Source organism: Micromonospora sp. ALFpr18c (assembly GCF_008868155.1).
Lineage (GTDB): Bacteria > Actinomycetota > Actinomycetes > Mycobacteriales > Micromonosporaceae > Micromonospora.
The window spans coordinates 1-15202 of record NZ_WBKR01000161.1; the positions used below are offsets into that span (position 1 = coordinate 1).

At 73.4% G+C, this 15202-nt stretch carries 19 protein-coding genes; 15 read left to right on the plus strand and 4 right to left on the minus strand.

Annotation, left to right across the window (positions count from 1 at the left end; translation table 11 throughout):
- Both F8271_RS23720 and F8271_RS23725 read left to right on the plus strand, forming a co-directional pair.
- Positions 1-496 (plus strand): MinD/ParA family protein (locus F8271_RS23720; protein WP_370461953.1); only part of this gene is annotated, 496 nt, incomplete at its 5' end.
- A 56-nt stretch (positions 497-552) separates the two neighbouring features.
- The gene (locus F8271_RS23725) at positions 553-1413 is read left to right on the plus strand and encodes a DUF2567 domain-containing protein (protein ID WP_151492035.1); all 861 of its coding nucleotides are present in this window, start codon (positions 553-555) and stop codon (positions 1411-1413) included.
- Here the strand turns inward: F8271_RS23725 and F8271_RS23730 are convergent.
- Positions 1328-2032 carry an LON peptidase substrate-binding domain-containing protein gene (locus F8271_RS23730; protein ID WP_151492036.1) on the minus strand — a complete coding sequence of 235 codons (705 nt, stop codon included), beginning with the start codon at positions 2030-2032 and terminating at the stop codon, positions 1328-1330. The genes F8271_RS23725 and F8271_RS23730 overlap by 86 nt on opposite strands.
- 106 nt (positions 2033-2138) lie before the next feature.
- On the opposite strand from F8271_RS23730, the gene hisD reads away from it, so the two are divergent.
- The 12 genes from hisD to hisF all read left to right on the plus strand — a co-directional run bounded on the left by hisD (position 2139) and on the right by hisF (position 10343).
- Positions 2139-3461 (plus strand): histidinol dehydrogenase, encoded by a 1323-nt coding sequence (gene hisD, locus F8271_RS23735; protein ID WP_151492037.1) that lies wholly within the window; start codon positions 2139-2141, stop codon positions 3459-3461.
- Positions 3458-4531, plus strand: coding sequence for a histidinol-phosphate transaminase (locus F8271_RS23740; RefSeq protein WP_151492038.1), 1074 nt, complete (start codon positions 3458-3460; stop codon positions 4529-4531). The genes hisD and F8271_RS23740 overlap by 4 nt, the downstream gene beginning before the upstream one ends.
- The gene (gene hisB, locus F8271_RS23745; protein WP_151492039.1) at positions 4528-5139 is read left to right on the plus strand and encodes an imidazoleglycerol-phosphate dehydratase HisB; all 612 of its coding nucleotides are present in this window, start codon (positions 4528-4530) and stop codon (positions 5137-5139) included. Before F8271_RS23740 ends, hisB begins: the two co-directional genes overlap by 4 nt.
- 58 nt (positions 5140-5197) lie before the next feature.
- Positions 5198-5371, plus strand: coding sequence for a hypothetical protein (locus F8271_RS32565; protein ID WP_192580428.1), 174 nt, complete (start codon positions 5198-5200; stop codon positions 5369-5371).
- Positions 5368-6003, plus strand: coding sequence for an imidazole glycerol phosphate synthase subunit HisH (gene hisH / locus F8271_RS23750; protein ID WP_151492040.1), 636 nt, complete (start codon positions 5368-5370; stop codon positions 6001-6003). Before F8271_RS32565 ends, hisH begins: the two co-directional genes overlap by 4 nt.
- Positions 6004-6042: 39 nt before the next feature.
- A complete protein-coding gene (locus F8271_RS23755; RefSeq protein WP_151492041.1) occupies positions 6043-6366 on the plus strand; it encodes a hypothetical protein in 324 nt (107 codons plus the stop codon).
- 14 nt (positions 6367-6380) lie between these two features.
- Entirely contained in the window at positions 6381-7106 is a 726-nt protein-coding gene (gene priA / locus F8271_RS23760; protein WP_151492042.1) for a bifunctional 1-(5-phosphoribosyl)-5-((5-phosphoribosylamino)methylideneamino)imidazole-4-carboxamide isomerase/phosphoribosylanthranilate isomerase PriA, read from the plus strand.
- The gene (locus tag F8271_RS23765; RefSeq protein ID WP_151492043.1) at positions 7103-7492 is read left to right on the plus strand and encodes a RidA family protein; all 390 of its coding nucleotides are present in this window, start codon (positions 7103-7105) and stop codon (positions 7490-7492) included. Before priA ends, F8271_RS23765 begins: the two co-directional genes overlap by 4 nt.
- 81 nt (positions 7493-7573) lie before the next feature.
- Positions 7574-8020: a MarR family winged helix-turn-helix transcriptional regulator gene (locus F8271_RS23770; protein ID WP_151492044.1), complete on the plus strand. Its 447-nt coding sequence runs from the start codon at positions 7574-7576 to the stop codon at positions 8018-8020.
- A 5-nt stretch (positions 8021-8025) separates the two neighbouring features.
- Positions 8026-8457, plus strand: coding sequence for an organic hydroperoxide resistance protein (locus tag F8271_RS23775; RefSeq protein WP_151492051.1), 432 nt, complete (start codon positions 8026-8028; stop codon positions 8455-8457).
- Positions 8458-8503: 46 nt separating this feature from the next.
- Entirely contained in the window at positions 8504-9502 is a 999-nt protein-coding gene (locus tag F8271_RS23780; protein WP_151492045.1) for an NADP-dependent oxidoreductase, read from the plus strand.
- 73 nt (positions 9503-9575) lie between these two features.
- On the plus strand, positions 9576-10343 hold the full coding sequence (hisF, locus tag F8271_RS23785; protein ID WP_151492046.1) for an imidazole glycerol phosphate synthase subunit HisF: 768 nt from the start codon (positions 9576-9578) through the stop codon (positions 10341-10343).
- A gap of 6 nt (positions 10344-10349) precedes the next feature.
- On the opposite strand, the gene F8271_RS23790 is transcribed toward hisF, so the two are convergent.
- Together F8271_RS23790 and F8271_RS23795 are read right to left on the minus strand one after the other, a co-directional pair.
- The gene (locus F8271_RS23790; RefSeq protein ID WP_151492047.1) at positions 10350-10811 is read right to left on the minus strand and encodes a hypothetical protein; all 462 of its coding nucleotides are present in this window, start codon (positions 10809-10811) and stop codon (positions 10350-10352) included.
- A 101-nt stretch (positions 10812-10912) separates the two neighbouring features.
- On the minus strand, positions 10913-11575 hold the full coding sequence (locus F8271_RS23795; protein WP_151492048.1) for a YitT family protein: 663 nt from the start codon (positions 11573-11575) through the stop codon (positions 10913-10915).
- A gap of 59 nt (positions 11576-11634) precedes the next feature.
- Here F8271_RS23795 and F8271_RS23800 point away from each other — a divergent pair, with 59 nt between their 5' ends.
- Positions 11635-13092 (plus strand): PLP-dependent aminotransferase family protein, encoded by a 1458-nt coding sequence (locus F8271_RS23800; RefSeq protein WP_151492049.1) that lies wholly within the window; start codon positions 11635-11637, stop codon positions 13090-13092.
- Between the two features lie 70 nt (positions 13093-13162).
- Here the strand turns inward: F8271_RS23800 and F8271_RS23805 are convergent, their stop codons facing one another.
- Complete coding sequence (locus F8271_RS23805; RefSeq protein WP_151492050.1) at positions 13163-14989, minus strand: long-chain fatty acid--CoA ligase; 1827 nt, start codon at positions 14987-14989, stop codon at positions 13163-13165.
- Between the last annotated feature and the right edge of the window lie 213 nt (positions 14990-15202).

Consider the following 15202-nt stretch of genomic DNA (forward strand, 5'->3'; position numbering starts at 1 on the left):
CGACGGCTCGTACGACGTGCTGGCCGGTGAGGAGAGCCCGCGCTTCGCCCAGCGACTGGACCAGTTCACCGTCAAGCGGGTGCTGGAGCTGCTGCGCCGCACCCACGACGTGGTCTGCGTGGACACTGGCAACAACGTGGAGAGCCCCAACTGGCGCACCGTGATGCAGGCCGCCGACCAGCTGGTGGTGACCACCGTGCCCCGGGAGGACGCGGCGTTCAGCGCCGACTGGATGCTCGACCTGCTGCACGAGGAGGGCATGAGCGAGCTGGCCGACAACGCGATCACCCTCATCTCCTGCCCCACGCCGGGGCGCTCTGCCCTCCAGGACGACCTGGAGCGGCACTTCGCCACCCGCACCCGAGGGGTGGCCGTGGTGCCGTACGACCCGGCGCTGGAGACCGGATCGTCGATCGAGTACCACCAGCTCCAGCCGGAGACCCGGCAGGCGTGGCTGCGTGCGGCGGCGATGATGGTGGAGCCGTTCGCCCGGTGAGCTGGTCTGCCGCCACCGGCGCCCCGGCCCGCCACCGGGCCTGAGAGGATCATCGGGTGAGCCCGGACAACCCCGACCCTGAGCGGCACGTCGACGATCCCGACCGACCCGCGCCGCCGCGAGCGTCGGCCGCGACACCGCCGGCGAACGAGCCGCCGGGCGCGACACCGCCGGCGAACGAGCCGTCGGCCGCGACACCCCCGGGCGGATTCGACCCGGGCCACGTGCCCGCCTCGACGGCGTACCAGAGTTCGCTGGAGCTGACCTTCGACGAGCCACGTCGCCCGCTGCGTACGGTGGTGACGGTGCTGGGCTTCGCGCTCGCGTTCGCCGTGCTGGGCGCGCCGTTGGGGCTGCTCTGGGCTGTGCTCGCGCCGGACACCCCGGTGCTCAAGACCGCCGAGGGGGCGATCTACGCCGAGCCGCAGCCGGAGCAGCCGATCGCCGCGGACGGCTGGTTCAGCCTGCTCGGGCTCGCCTTCGGGGTGCTCGCGGCCCTCGTCCTGTGGTTCGTGCTGCGTCGCCGACGTGGCCCGGTCGGGCTGCTCGCCGCGGTGCTGGGCGCGTTGGCCGCCGCGCCGGTGGCGTGGCAGGTGGGCCGGCGGGTCGGCCTGGCCACCTTCGACCGGCTGCTGGACACCGCACCGGCCGGTCAGGCGTTCACCAAACCCGCCGACCTGCGCGCCGGTGGCGTCGACTGGCTGCTCGGCGTGCTGCCGGTGCCGCACGGCAACCTGCTGCTGCCGGCGTTCGGCGCCGCGATCACGTACACCCTGCTGGCCGGCTGGTCGCGGTGGCCGTCGCTGCGGCCCGAGCCCGACCCGGCGGCGCTCAGTTGGGCGTCGGCGGGGACGCCAGCTCCGACAGCGGCACCGGAACCGCCCGCACCTGGCGCAGCAGAGCCGCCTCGCGGTTGAGCAGCCGCAGCTCGGCGCGGAGCCGGGCCGCGGTGTCGTCGATCGCCAGCAGCAGCTGCCGGTCGTCGACGGTCAGCGCCGCGGTGGCCGCCACCAGGTGTGACAGCACCGTCGGGTCCTCCGGAAGCTGCTCGGAGATCTCCTCCGGGTCGGAGCGGACCAGGCCCAGGTACTGCCGGAACACCGCGATGACCCGGGCGGCGAGGAGGTCGGCCACCTCGTCCGGCCCGGCCGGCTCGGGCAGCCACTCGACCTGGGCGGTCAGGTAGGGAGCCGCGCTCTCGTCGACCTCGTCGATGCGGAACCGGCGCCGGCCGACCGTGACGATGTCGAAGCCACCGTCGGCCAGCTCGGTCACCTGGCGCAGCTCGGCCGTGCAGCCCACCTCGTGCAGCGTGACGTCGCCGACGCCGGACGTGGGGCGTGCGCCGGGACCGGCGGGCGCGACCTCCCAGCCGGCCTGGATGGCCACCACCCCGAACTCGCGCGGCGCGCCCTCGGGCAGGTCGACCAGATGCCGGACCAACGCCCGGTAGCGCTCCTCGAAGATGTGCAGTGGCAGCACCAACCCGGGAAAGAGCACCGTTGCGAGCGGAAACACCGGCAGCCGTGCGGTCACATGGTCGAGCCTAACGAATCGCGCCCGCCGGGGCGTGGCCCGGCTCACCGTCCCGCCGGGCGGGCGGCTCGGGTGGGCTGCGGCCGGGCCGCCTAGACTCGCAAGGGTGCTGAATCGGATCGACCTGCGCAACGGTCTCGGAGACCCGCGCCGCCTGCTGCCCCGTGCCCAGCTCGACGTGTCGGTTGCCGTCGAGCGGATCCGCCCGCTGGTGGAGGCGGTCCGGGAGCATGGGTACCCGGCGATCCGGGAGGCGAGCGAACGGTTCGACGGCATCTCGCCGGACGTGCTGCGGGTGCCGGTGCAGGCGATCACCGAGGCCGAGGGGGTGCTCGACCCGGCGGTGCGCGCCGCGCTGCTGGAGTCGATCCGCCGGGCCCGGAAGGTGCACGCCGACCAGCGCCGCACCGACCACACCACCCAGGTGGTGCCCGGTGGCACGGTCACCGAGCGGTGGCTGCCGGTCGACCGGGTCGGCCTCTACGTCCCCGGCGGGCTCGCCATGTACCCGTCAACCGTCGTGATGAACGTGGTGCCGGCCCAGGCGGCGGGCGTGCGGTCGCTGGTGGTGGTCAGCCCGCCGCAGAAGGACAACGGTGGCCTGCCCGACCCCCGGGTGCTCGCCGCGTGCGCGCTGCTCGGCGTCGACGAGGTGTACGCCGTCGGCGGCGCCCAGGCGGTGGCGATGCTGGCGTACGGCGCGGCGGTGGACCCGGCCGGCGAGCTGCGCTGCGATCCGGTCGACCTGATCACCGGCCCGGGCAACATCTGGGTGACCGCCGCCAAGCGGCTGCTGCGCGGCGTGGTCGGCATCGACGCGGAGGCCGGCCCGACCGAGATCGCCATCCTGGCCGACGACACCGCCGACCCGGCGCACGTCGCCGCCGACCTGATCAGCCAGGCCGAGCACGACCCGCTCGCCGCGAGCGTGCTGGTCACCCCGTCGGTGCCGCTCGTCGAGGCGGTCGAGGAGGAGCTGGCCCGGCAGGTGCCGGCGACCAAGCACGCCGAGCGGGTGACCACCGCGCTGACCGGTGAGCAGAGCGGCGTGGTCCTCGTCGACGACCTGGAGGCGGGGCTGCGGGTGGTCGACGCGTACGCGGCCGAGCACCTGGAGATCCAGACGGTCGACGCCCGGGAGTGGGCGCTGCGGGTGCGCAACGCCGGGGCGATCTTCGTGGGCGCCTGGTCGCCGGTGTCGCTCGGCGACTACTGCGCCGGCTCCAACCACGTGCTGCCCACCGGCGGGTGCGCCCGGCACTCGTCCGGGCTGTCCGTGCAGTCGTTCCTGCGCGGTGTGCACCTGATCGAGTACACCGAGGCCGCGCTGCGTGACGTGGCGCCGCACGTGGTCACCCTGGCGACCGTGGAGGACCTGCCCGCGCACGGCCAGGCGGTCCAGGCCCGCTTCCCGGGAGCGTCGGCGTGACGGGCCTCGACGATCTGCCGATCCGCGACGACCTGCGGGGGCTGTCGCCGTACGGGGCGCCGCAACTGGACGTCGCGGTGCGGCTGAACACCAACGAGAACTCGTACGCGGTGCCGGAGCCGGTGGTCGAGGCGATCGGCAAGGCGCTCGCCGCCGAGCTGCGTGACCTGAACCGCTACCCGGACCGGGACGCGGTGGCGCTGCGCGCCGACCTGGCCGGTTACCTGGGCCACGGGCTCACCGTCGAGCAGGTGTGGGCGGCCAACGGCTCCAACGAGGTCCAGCAGCAGCTCCTCCAGGCGTTCGGTGGTCCGGGGCGCAGCGCGCTGGGCTTCGTCCCGGCGTACTCGATGCACCCGCTGCTGGCGCTCGGCACCGGCACCCGGTGGGTGCCGGCGCGGCGCGGCGTCGACTTCGGGCTGACCGCCGACGAGGCGGTCGCCGAGGTCCGCGAGCACCGGCCGGACGTGGTCGTCCTCTGCTCGCCGAACAACCCCACCGGCACGGCACTGGACCCGGCGGTGGTCGCCGCCGTGCTGGACGCGGCGCCCGGCATGGTGGTCGTCGACGAGGCGTACGCCGAGTTCGCCCGGCCTGGCACGGTCAGCGCCCTCGCGGTGCTGCCCGGCCACCCGCGGCTGGTGGTGACCCGGACGATGAGCAAGGCGTTCGGCTTCGCCGGTGGACGGCTGGGTTACCTGGCCGCCGACCCGGCGGTGGTGCAGGCGGTGCAGCTGGTCCGTCTGCCGTACCACCTGTCCGCGCTGACCCAGGCCGCCGCGCGCGCGGCGCTCGCCCACCGCGACGCCCTGCTGGGTACGGTGAGCGCGATCATGGCGCAGCGGGACCGGATCGTGGCGACGCTGCGCGGGCGCGGGCTGCGGGTGGCCGACAGCGACGCCAACTTCGTGCTCTTCGAGGTGGGCGGCGACCAGGCCACCGCCTGGCGCGCCCTGCTGGCCCACGGGGTGCTGGTGCGTGACGTCGGCCTGCCCGGCTGGCTGCGCGTGACCGCCGGCACGCCCGCCGAGACCGACGCCTTCCTTTCTGCGATGGAGAACCTGCGATGAGCCGGACCGCCCGGGTGGAGCGGATCACCAAGGAGACCAAGGTCCTCGTCGAGATCGACCTCGACGGCACCGGCGCCGCCGAGATCAGCACCGGCGTGGGCTTCTACGACCACATGCTGCACCAGATCGCCCGGCACGGCGGCTACGACCTGACCGTGCGCACCGTGGGCGACCTGGAGATCGACGCGCACCACACCATGGAGGACACCGCCCTGGCCCTGGGCGCCGCGTTCGACCAGGCGCTGGGCGACAAGGCCGGCATCCGGCGGTACGGGTCGGCGACCGTGCCGATGGACGAGGTGCTGGTCCGGGCCGCGGTGGACCTGTCCGGTCGGCCGTACGTGGTGCATGACGAGCCGGCGTTGGCGCCGTACATCGGGCCGGTGTATCCGACCAGCATGACCCGGCACATCTGGGAGTCGTTCGGTCAGGCGGCCCGGATCACCCTGCACGTGGACGTGCTGCGGGCGGCCCGCCCGGGTGGTCACCCGGACGCGCACCACGTGGTGGAGGCGCAGTTCAAGGCGGTGTCCCGGGCGTTGCGCGAGGCTACCGCGATCGACCCGCGTGCCGCCGGGGCGATCCCCAGCACGAAGGGCGCTCTCTGATGAGCGCGAGGAGTGCAGCGGAGCGGAGCCCCGCAGTCGCGAATGGAAGGTGGCTCTGATGGGGGCCGCGTTGCCGACGTTGTTGTTGATCCTGGCCGGGGTGCTGGTGGGCGGCACCTGGTCGCTGCACCGGCAGGGCGCGCCGAGGGGCGCGGTGGTGATCACCGGGCTGCTGGCGGTGCTCGCCACGGTTGCGGGGGTGCTGCGGTTGATCCCGGGGTCGGGCTCGTGAGCGCCGACGTGGTGGTGCTCGACTACGGGTCGGGCAACCTGCGCTCGGCGGAGCGGGCGTTGGCCGCCGCCGGGGCGGACGTGCGGGTGACCGACGACCTGGCCGCCGCGGCCGCCGCCGACGGTCTGGTGGTGCCGGGGGTTGGCGCGTATGCGGCGTGCATGGCGGGGATCGAGGCGCTCGGCGCGGGTCCGGTGATCGCCGAGCGGGTGGCCGCCGGCCGGCCGGTGCTGGGCATCTGCGTGGGCATGCAGGTGCTCTTCGAGCACGGTGACGAGCACGGTGTGGTGACCAAGGGGCTGGGTCTGCTGCCGGGCGGGGTGACCCGGTTGGCCGCGACCCGGTTGCCGCACATGGGGTGGAACACCGTGCGGGCGCCCCGGGAGTCGGTGCTCTTCGCCGGCTTGGGAGCGCAGAGCCGGTTCTACTTCGTGCACTCGTACGCGATGGGTGACCCGACGGCGTTGACGGCGGCCGGTGCCACGGTGACCACGGCCCACCATGACACGGATTTCGTGGCGGCGGTGGAGCGTGGCGCGTTGTCGGCGGCCCAGTTCCATCCGGAGAAGTCCGCCGACACCGGTGCCGCGCTGCTGCGTAACTGGCTCGCCACGTTGCCCACCGGTGAGTGAGCGTCGTCGACGCCCGCTGGCCGGCGGGCGGGGTGCGCGGTGAGTCGGGAACGGGCCCGCCGTCGGGCGGAGCGTGAGGCGGAGCAGGCGCGCGAGCGTGCGGTGCGGCAGCGTCGGGTGGCTCGCCGGCAGCGCCGCCGGGCGGTGGTTCGCGGGTTGACGCCGCGGCTGCGTCGGGGCCGGTCGGGCCGGCTGGCCCGGCACACGCGGGGCGAGCGGGCGGCTATCGTGCTGCTCACCGGGGCGGCGCTGATCCTGATCTGGACGTTCGTCGACGATCTGGCGTTGCGTGTCGCGCTGATCGTGCTGTTGCTGCTCGTACTGCCGGCGATCGTCGTGATCGCCCTGGACCGTCGTACCTGATCGAGGAGAATACGTTGAGCCTCACCCTGTTACCCGCCGTGGATGTCGCCGACGGCCGGGCCGTCCGGCTCGTGCAGGGCGCCGTCGGTAGCGAGAGCATCTACGGCGATCCGCTGGACGCCGCGCTGGCCTGGCAGCAGGACGGCGCGGAGTGGATCCACCTGGTCGACCTGGACGCGGCGTTCGGCCGGGGCACCAACGCGCACCTGCTGGCCGAGGTGGTGCGTCAGTTGGACGTGAAGGTGGAGTTGTCCGGCGGTATCCGCGACGACGAGTCGTTGCGTGCCGCGTTGGGCACCGGGGCGGCCCGGGTGAACATCGGCACCGCCGCGCTGGAGGACCCGGCGTGGTGTGACCGGGTGGTGGGGGAGTACGGCGACCGGGTGGCCATCGGGTTGGACGTGCGCGGTCGTACCCTGTCGGCGCGTGGGTGGACCCGCGACGGCGGTGACCTGTACGAGGTGTTGGAGCGGCTGGACAAGGCGGGCGCTACCCGGTACGTGGTCACGGACATCACCAAGGACGGCACGATGCGCGGGCCGAACCTGGAGTTGCTGCGGGAGGTGTGCGCCCGCACCGACCGGCCGGTGATCGCCTCCGGTGGCGTGTCGACGTTGGACGACCTGCGGGCGCTGGGCACGCTGGAGCCGCTCGGTGTGGAGGGTGTGATCGCCGGCAAGGCGCTGTACGCGGGCGCCTTCACGGTGGCTGAGGCGCTGCGGACGCTGGCCGAGGCATGACGGTCACCCGGCTGGGTTCGGGTGGCCCGTGGGAGCAGCAGTACGGCTACTCCCGGGTCGTGCGGGCCGGCGATCGGGCCTGGACGGCGGGCTGCACGGCCACGGTGGACGGTCGTGTGGTGCACGTGGGTGATCCCGCCGCGCAGACCGCGCAGGCGCTGCGGATCGGGTTGGCGGCGCTCGCCGAGGTGGGTGCCGGGCCGGGGGACGTGGTCCGGACCCGGATGTACGTGACGGACCGGCTGCACGCCGACGAGGTGGGTCGGGCGCACAACGGGGTCTTCGGCGCGGTCCGGCCGGCGGCGACGTTGGTGGTGGTCGCCGGTCTGCTGGATCCGGAGCATCTGGTCGAGGTGGAGTTGGAGGCGTACCTCGGCGACGGCTGAGGTCGCTGCGGTGACCGTCGTCATGGCCGGACCGTCGGCAGATCGGTTGTGCACAACTTAATCGTGGGCTACGGTTTGGTGGTGACCGATGATCTGGTGCTGCGCCGGCAGGTGTGCTTCGCGCTCTACGCCGCGTCGCGCGCCCTGACCGACGTCTACCGGCCGATCCTCGACGAGTTCGGGCTGACCTACCCGCAGTACCTGGTGCTGCTGGTGCTCTGGGAGCGCCCCGACGACGCCCCCACGGTCTCCGAGCTCGGCACCGAGCTGCGACTGGACTCCGGCACGCTCTCCCCGCTGCTCAAGCGGCTGGAGGGGGCGGGCCTGGTGGTGCGGCGGCGGTCGGCGCGCGACGAGCGGCGGGTCGAGGTGGGCCTCACCGAGCAGGGTAGGGAGCTGCGGCAGCAGGTGGACGAGGTCCCGCTGCAGATCGCCCGGGCGACCGGGCTGGGCATCGCCGAGCTGGTCGCGCTGCGCGACACCCTCACCCGGGTCACCGACACCATCCACCGACAGAAGGAGCAGTGACCATCATGCAGGTGCTCTACACCGCGTCCGCGACCGCCACCGGCGACGGCCGTGACGGCCACGTCGAGACCTCCGACGGCACGGTCACGCTCGACCTGGCCGTGCCGAAGGAGATGGGTGGCACCGGCGGCGCCGCCAACCCCGAGCAGCTCTTCGCCGCCGGCTACGCGGCCTGCTTCCACAGCGCGCTGCGGCTGGTCGGCCGCCGCGCGAAGGCCGACGTGACCGGCTCCGTGGTCGCCGCCGAGGTGGGCATCGGCCCGAACGGCAGCGGCGGGTTCGGGCTCACCGTGCAGCTCGTCGTCGACCTGCCCGCCGTGCCCCGCGAAGCCGCCGAGCAGATCGTCGAGCAGGCCCACCAGGTCTGCCCGTACTCCAACGCCACCCGCGGCAACGTCGACGTCGCGCTGACCGTCCGCGAGACTCTGGCCGCGTGACGTCGCGGACCCAGGCCACCACCGCGGACGAGAGGACGACCACCCCGTGACCAGCAACCGCGAGATCCACCTGGCCAGCCGCCCCCAGGGCTGGCCCACCAAGGACACGTTCCGGCTCGTCGAGACCGACGTGCCGACGCCCGGCCCGGGCCAGATCGTGGTCCGCAACCAGTACATGTCCGTCGACCCGTACATGCGGGGGCGGATGAACGACGTCAAGTCGTACGTGGCGCCGTTCGCGCTCGACGCGCCGCTGGACGGCGCCGCGATCGGCGAGGTGGTCGCCAGCGAGGCGGCGGACACCGCCGTCGGGACCACCGTCCTGCACGGGCTGGGCTGGCGGGAGTACGCGCTGCTCGACGCCACCGCCGCCCGTCCGGTCGACCCGAGCCTGGCCCCGGTCAACGCGTACCTCGGCGTGCTGGGCATGCCCGGCCTGACCGCGTACGCCGGGCTGCTGGAGGTGGCCGCGATGAAGCCCGGCGAGACGGTCTTCGTCTCCGCCGCGGCCGGCGCGGTGGGCAGCCTGGTCGGTCAGATCGCCAAGCTCAAGGGCGCCGGCCGGGTGATCGGCAGCGCCGGCTCGGCGGCCAAGGTCGAGCGGCTGCGGGCGCTGGGCTTCGACGCCGCCTTCGACTACCACGACGGGCCGGTCCGCGACTCGCTGCGGGCGGCCGCGCCGGACGGCGTCGACGTGTACTTCGACAACGTCGGCGGTGACCACCTGGAGGCGGCGATCTCGGCCATGAACCTGCACGGTCGGGCCGCCATCTGCGGCATGATCGCGCAGTACAACGCCACCGAGCCGCCGGCCGCCCCGCGCAACCTGGCGTTGGTCATCGGCAAGCGGCTCACCCTGCGCGGCTTCCTGGTCAACGACCACAACGACGTGCGGGCGACGTTCGTGCGCGACGTCGCGGGCTGGCTGCGCGACGGCACGCTGTCCTACGACGAGACGATCGTCGACGGCATCGAGAACGCCCCGGCGGCGTTCCTCGGCCTGCTGCGCGGCGAGAACCTGGGCAAGATGCTCGTCCGGGTGTGAGCCGGACCTCGTTCACGGCGGTCGACCCGATCGGGTCGACCGCCGTGGCGCGTACGGAGGATAGGCTCGCGGCATGACGGTGGCGGTGCGGGTGATCCCCTGTCTGGACGTGGACGCCGGGCGGGTGGTCAAGGGGGTCAACTTCCTCGACCTGCGCGACGCCGGTGACCCGGTGGAGCTGGCCGCGGCGTACGACCGGGCGGGCGCGGACGAGCTGACCTTCCTCGACGTCACCGCCTCGTCCAGCGACCGGGGCACCATGCTCGACGTGGTGCGCCGCACCGCCGAGTCGGTGTTCATCCCGCTGACCGTCGGCGGTGGGGTCCGGCAGGTCGCCGACGTGGACACTCTGCTGCGCGCCGGCGCGGACAAGGTCGGCGTGAACACCGCCGCCATCGCCCGGCCCGAGCTGATCGCCGAGATCGCCGACCGGTTCGGACGGCAGGTGCTGGTGCTGTCCCTCGACGTGCGCCGGGCCACGACCGACAGCACCCCGAGCGGTTTCGAGGTGACCACCCACGGCGGCCGGCGCGGCACGGGCATCGACGCGGTGCGGTGGGCGCAGCGAGGTGCCGAGCTGGGCGCGGGGGAGATCCTGCTCAACTCGATGGACGCCGACGGCACCAAGGCGGGCTTCGACCTGGAGCTGATCGCCGCGGTGCGGGCGGTGGTGGACGTGCCGGTGGTGGCCAGCGGCGGCGCGGGCGAGGTGGCCCACTTCCCGCCGGCGATCGGCGCCGGCGCGGACGCGGTGCTCGCCGCCAGCGTCTTCCACTTCGGCGAGCTGACCGTGGCCGAGGTCAAGGACGCGCTGCGCCGGGGCGGTCACCCGGTGCGCTGAGCCGGCTCAGTGCCCGCCGGACTGCCCCTCCGGCGAGCGCCGGGGCGTCGGGATCGAACGGACCACGTACTCCTGGACGGCCGCCGCGTGGTCGGCCTCGTCGAGGATCCAGTCGGCGCTGCCCGGCGCGTGCCGGCGGCTCAGGACGCCCTGCACGGTGTCCACCATCGTCGCCACGCCGGCGCGGGGGCGGCTGCGCCAGAGCTGCTCGCCCTCGCCGGTGATCCGGAACCAGCCGTCGGCGACGCTGACCAGGCCGGCGCCGACCAGACGCTGGACCGCGGCCTCCACCTCGTGCCGCTGCGGGATTGCGTGGTTGAGGTGGTCGGCGGTGGAGAGCACGTCGGTGAGGCGGACGCCCTCCGGCCTGCGGCTGGTCGCCGACCGACGGTGCCGCCCGGCGCCGCTCGCGATGACCAGCGACACGAAGATCCAGGCGTCCGTCCAGCGCCAACCGTTCTCCCCCATGCAGAGATGATGACGGCGCGCGTCGCGGAAGGGAACACCCACCCACCATCCGGCACGCGGCAGCACCGCGACGTGCCGGTCCGGGGACCGTCGGTGAGCGCTCAGCCGGCCGGTGCGACGTCCGGCGCGGCGTCCGGCGTGGCGGTGCCGGTGTCCGCCGCGGGCACGGCGAACACCGGGATGAACAGGTGTGCCAGCGGGCCGATGGCCAGCGCGTACGCGACGGTGCCCACGCCGACCGTGCCGCCGAGCAGCCAGCCCAGCGCCAGCACGGTGACCTCGATGACCGTGCGCACCAGCCGGATCGACCAGCCGGGCCGGCGGGCGACGAAGCCGGTCATCAGGCCGTCGCGGGGGCCGGGGCCCAGCTGGGCGCCGAGGTAGAGGCCGGTGGCGGCGCCGTTGGCGACGATCCCGACGATCAGCAGCGCGATCCGGACGCCGAGCGGGCCGCCGTCCGGCAGCAGGGCCAGCGTGGCGTCCACGACCAGGCCGATGACCACCACGTTGCTGACCGTGCCGAGCCCGGGCCGTTGCCGCAGCGGGATCCAGAGCAGCAGGACGAGCGCGCCGACCGCGATGGTGACGGTGCCGAAGGAGAGCCCGGTCCGTTCGGACAGGCCCTGGTGGAGGACGTCCCACGGGTCGAGGCCCAGGCCGGAGCGGACCATGAGGGCCATGCTGATCCCGTAGAGGACCAGCCCGGCGTACAGCTGGCTCAGTCGTCGCGCTGGCCGGTGCCGCAGATTGCCAAGCAGTGCCATGCATGCCACCCTAGGTGCCAATCCTCCCGGAGGAAGAAGCCAATATCCGAGGAGTGGCTATGAACGGTCAGGTGCGTGGCGTCCAATTGGCCCGGCTGCTCGGGCAGTGGCACGCCCTGCCGGGCCGGCGGCGCAGCCCCGACTACGCCGCCCTCGCCGGTGCGGTGCGCGGTCTGCTCGCCGATGGACGGTTGCCGCTGGGCGTCCGCCTGCCGGCCGAACGGGAGCTGGCCGAGGCGCTGCGGATCAGCCGGACCACGGTCACCGCCGCGTACCGGCAGCTGCGCGAGACCGGGCACCTGGCCAGCCGCCGGGGTGCCGGCAGCTGGACCATGCTGCCCGGCAACCACCGGGTGGCCAGCACCGGCCTGTGGACCCCGCTGGACGACCGGGAGATGATCGACCTCGGGGTCGCCGCGCTGGCCGCGCCACCGCAGCTGCTGGCGGCCGCCCGGGCCGCCGCCGACGACCTGCCGCGGTACGTGGGCGGGGCCGGCTACCACCCGACCGGCATCATCGAGCTGCGCGAGGCAATTGCCGACGGGTACACGGCCCGGGGGTTGCCGACCTCGGCCGACCAGATCATGGTCACCAGCGGCACCCAACACGCCCTGGACCTGGTGCTGCGCCTCGCCCTGGCCCCCGGCGGCGGCGTGCTGGTCGAGTCGCCGACCTACCCCAACGCGCTCGCCGCGCTGGCCGGCCGTCGGGCCCGGATCACCACCCACGGTCTGGCCGCCGACGCCGGAGGGTGGGACGCCGACCTGCTGCTGGGCAGCCTCCGGCAGACCCGACCCAGGCTGGCCTACCTGATCCCGGAGTTCCAGAACCCGACCGGGCATCTGATGCCGGCCCCGCTGCGCGAGCGGGTGGTGGCCGCCGCCCACGCCGCCGGCACCGACCTCGTCGTCGACGAGTCCTTCGTGGACCTGCCGCTGGACGGCACCGAGCTGCCACCGCCGATGGCCACCTTCGACCGGCACTCGCGGGTGGTCAGCATCGGCGGGATGAGCAAGCCGTACTGGGGTGGCCTGCGGATCGGCTGGGTCCGCGCGTCCGCGCCGCAGGTGCAGCGGCTGGCCGCCGTGCGCGTCGGTGTGGACATGGCCAGCCCGGTGCTGGACCAGCTCGTCGCGGTACGCCTGCTCGCCGACGCGCCGGCCATCGTCTCCGACCGGCGGATCCAGCTCGCCGCGCAGCGCGACGCCCTGCTCGACGCGCTGGCGCACCGCCTGCCGGACTGGCGGGTCACCGCGCCGAGGGGCGGCGTGACGCTCTGGGCCGAGCTGGACGGCCCGGTCTCCAGTGCGCTGGCCCGGGCCGCCGAGGAGGTCGGCGTCCGGCTGGCGCCCGGCCCCCGGTTCGGTCTCGACGGCACCCTGGAGCGGTTCCTGCGGCTGCCGTTCACCCTGCCCGCGGCCGAACTGGTGGATGCGGTCGAGCGGATCGCCGGGGTCCGCTACGACCTGGACCGGACCGGCCGGCAGCGGTGGCGGGAGCCGGCCGTCATCGCCTGAGCCGGGTCGGATCGTCGGCGCGGACGCCGGTGGCCCGCACCGGGCGGGTACGGGCCACCGACGACTCGACTCAGAGCTCGGCGAGGGTGCCGGTGTACATCTTGTCGATCTCGGCGGCGAAGTTGCTCTCCACACCGCGTCGCTTGATCTTGAGGGAGGGGGTGATCTCGCCGTGCTCGATGGTCAGATCGCGCGGCAGGATGGTCACCTTCTTGATCGTCTCCCAGCGGTTCAGCTTGGCGTTGAGCTGGGCGACGTACTCCTCGACCATCGTCTGGGCCTCGGGCGAGGCGACGATCTCGGTGTAGTCGCGCCCTTCGAGGGGGCCACCGGCGACCCAGCCCCGGATCGCGTCCGGGTCGAGCGTGACGAGCATGGTGCAGAAGTTGCGGGCCTGACCGACGACGATCGCCTGTGACGTGTACGGGCAGATGGCCTTGAACATCCCCTCGATGTGCGACGGCGCGATGTACTTGCCGCCCGAGGTCTTGACCAGGTCCTTCTTGCGGTCGGTGATCCGAAGGTAGCCCTGCTCGTCGAGCGTGCCGATGTCACCGGTACGGAAGAAGCCGTCCTCGGTGAAGGCGGCGGCGGTTTCCTCCGGCAGGTTGTGGTAGCCGCGCATCACCGGCCGACCCCGCACCAGGATCTCCCCGTCGGTGTCGATCCTGCACTCCAGGTCGCCCATCGCGCGGCCCACGGTGCCGATCCGCAGCCCGGCCGGCGGGTTGACGAAGTTGCCGGCGCTGGTCTCGGTCAGGCCGTAGCCCTCGGAGATGGGCAGGTTCGCGGCGGCGAAGAAGGTGGCGATCTCCGGGCTGAGCGGTGCGGCGCCGGACACCAGCACCCGCATCCGGCCGCCCAGGCGGGCCTGGAGCTTGCTGAACACCAGCTTCTCGGCCAGCCCGTAGCGCAGCTTCAGCCCGGCCGGAACCGGCTTGCCGGCCTGCTCCAGGGTGACCTTCTCCTTGCCGACGCCAACCGCCCAGCTGAAGATCTTCGCCTTCGAGCCGCCGGCGCCCTGCGCGGTGGTCACGGCCTTGTTGTAGACCTTCTCGAACACGCGGGGTGCGCCGCACATCAACGTCGGACGGATGACCGAGAGGAGCTCGACCAGCTTGTCGACCCGACCGTCGACGTAGGTGGGCAGGCCGACGTGGATGGCGCCGCAGAGCAGGGTCTTGCCGAACGAGTGGGCCAGCGGCAGCCACAGGTACTGCAGGTCGTCGTCGCGTAGCAGCCCGACCTCCGCCTGCGCCACCGCCTCCCAGCACCAGCCGCCGTGCAGCAGCTCGACGCCCTTGGGCTGGCCGGTGGTGCCGGACGTGTAGATCAGGGTGGCCAGGTGGTCCGGGCCGATGCCGGCCACGAGCATGTCGATCAGCTCCGGCTCGGCGGCCAACGCCTGGGCGCCGCGCTCCTCCAGCTCGGCGAGCGTCAACTGGGCAACCGCGGCGGTCGGGTCGACGGCGCCGTCGAGGAGCACCACGTGGGTGAGCGCGGGCAGGGTCGCGCCGGCGATCTTGGCCGCCTGGGCCGGGTTCTCCGCGAACAGCACCTTCGACCCGGAGTCGGCGATGATGAACGTCGCGTCCGCCGGCTCGGTGGTCGGGTAGACGGTGGTGGTGGCGCCGCTCGCGCACATGATGCCCAGGTCGGCGATCACCCACTCCAACCGGGTGTTGGCGAGGATCGCGACCGGGTCCTCCAGGCCGATGCCCAGGCCGTGCAGGCCGGCGGCGACCGCCTTGGCGCGCTGGCCGACCTGCGCCCAGGTGAGCCAGCTGGGGCCCGAGTCGTCGGAGTTCGGAGACGCGAACGCGTGCCGGTCGGGGGTGGCCGCCACGCGCTTGAGGAACATGTCCGGGATGGAGCGGTACGGTACATCGAGAGCCATCGCTGTAGCCGCCTTCGGGGGTGGTGGCGTGACGGGGGTCACGTCATAGTGGTTACCGAAGAGTATTGCCTGCCACCGGGGATCGGCTAGCCCTGCATTCCGCACGTGGCTGATTGTCAACACCACTCGAGTGGGTCGATGTCGAGGAGTTCGAGGAGATGGAGTTGTAGGGGTGTGGGTTGAGGGATGGTGTGTGGGTTGCCGCTGGTCGCG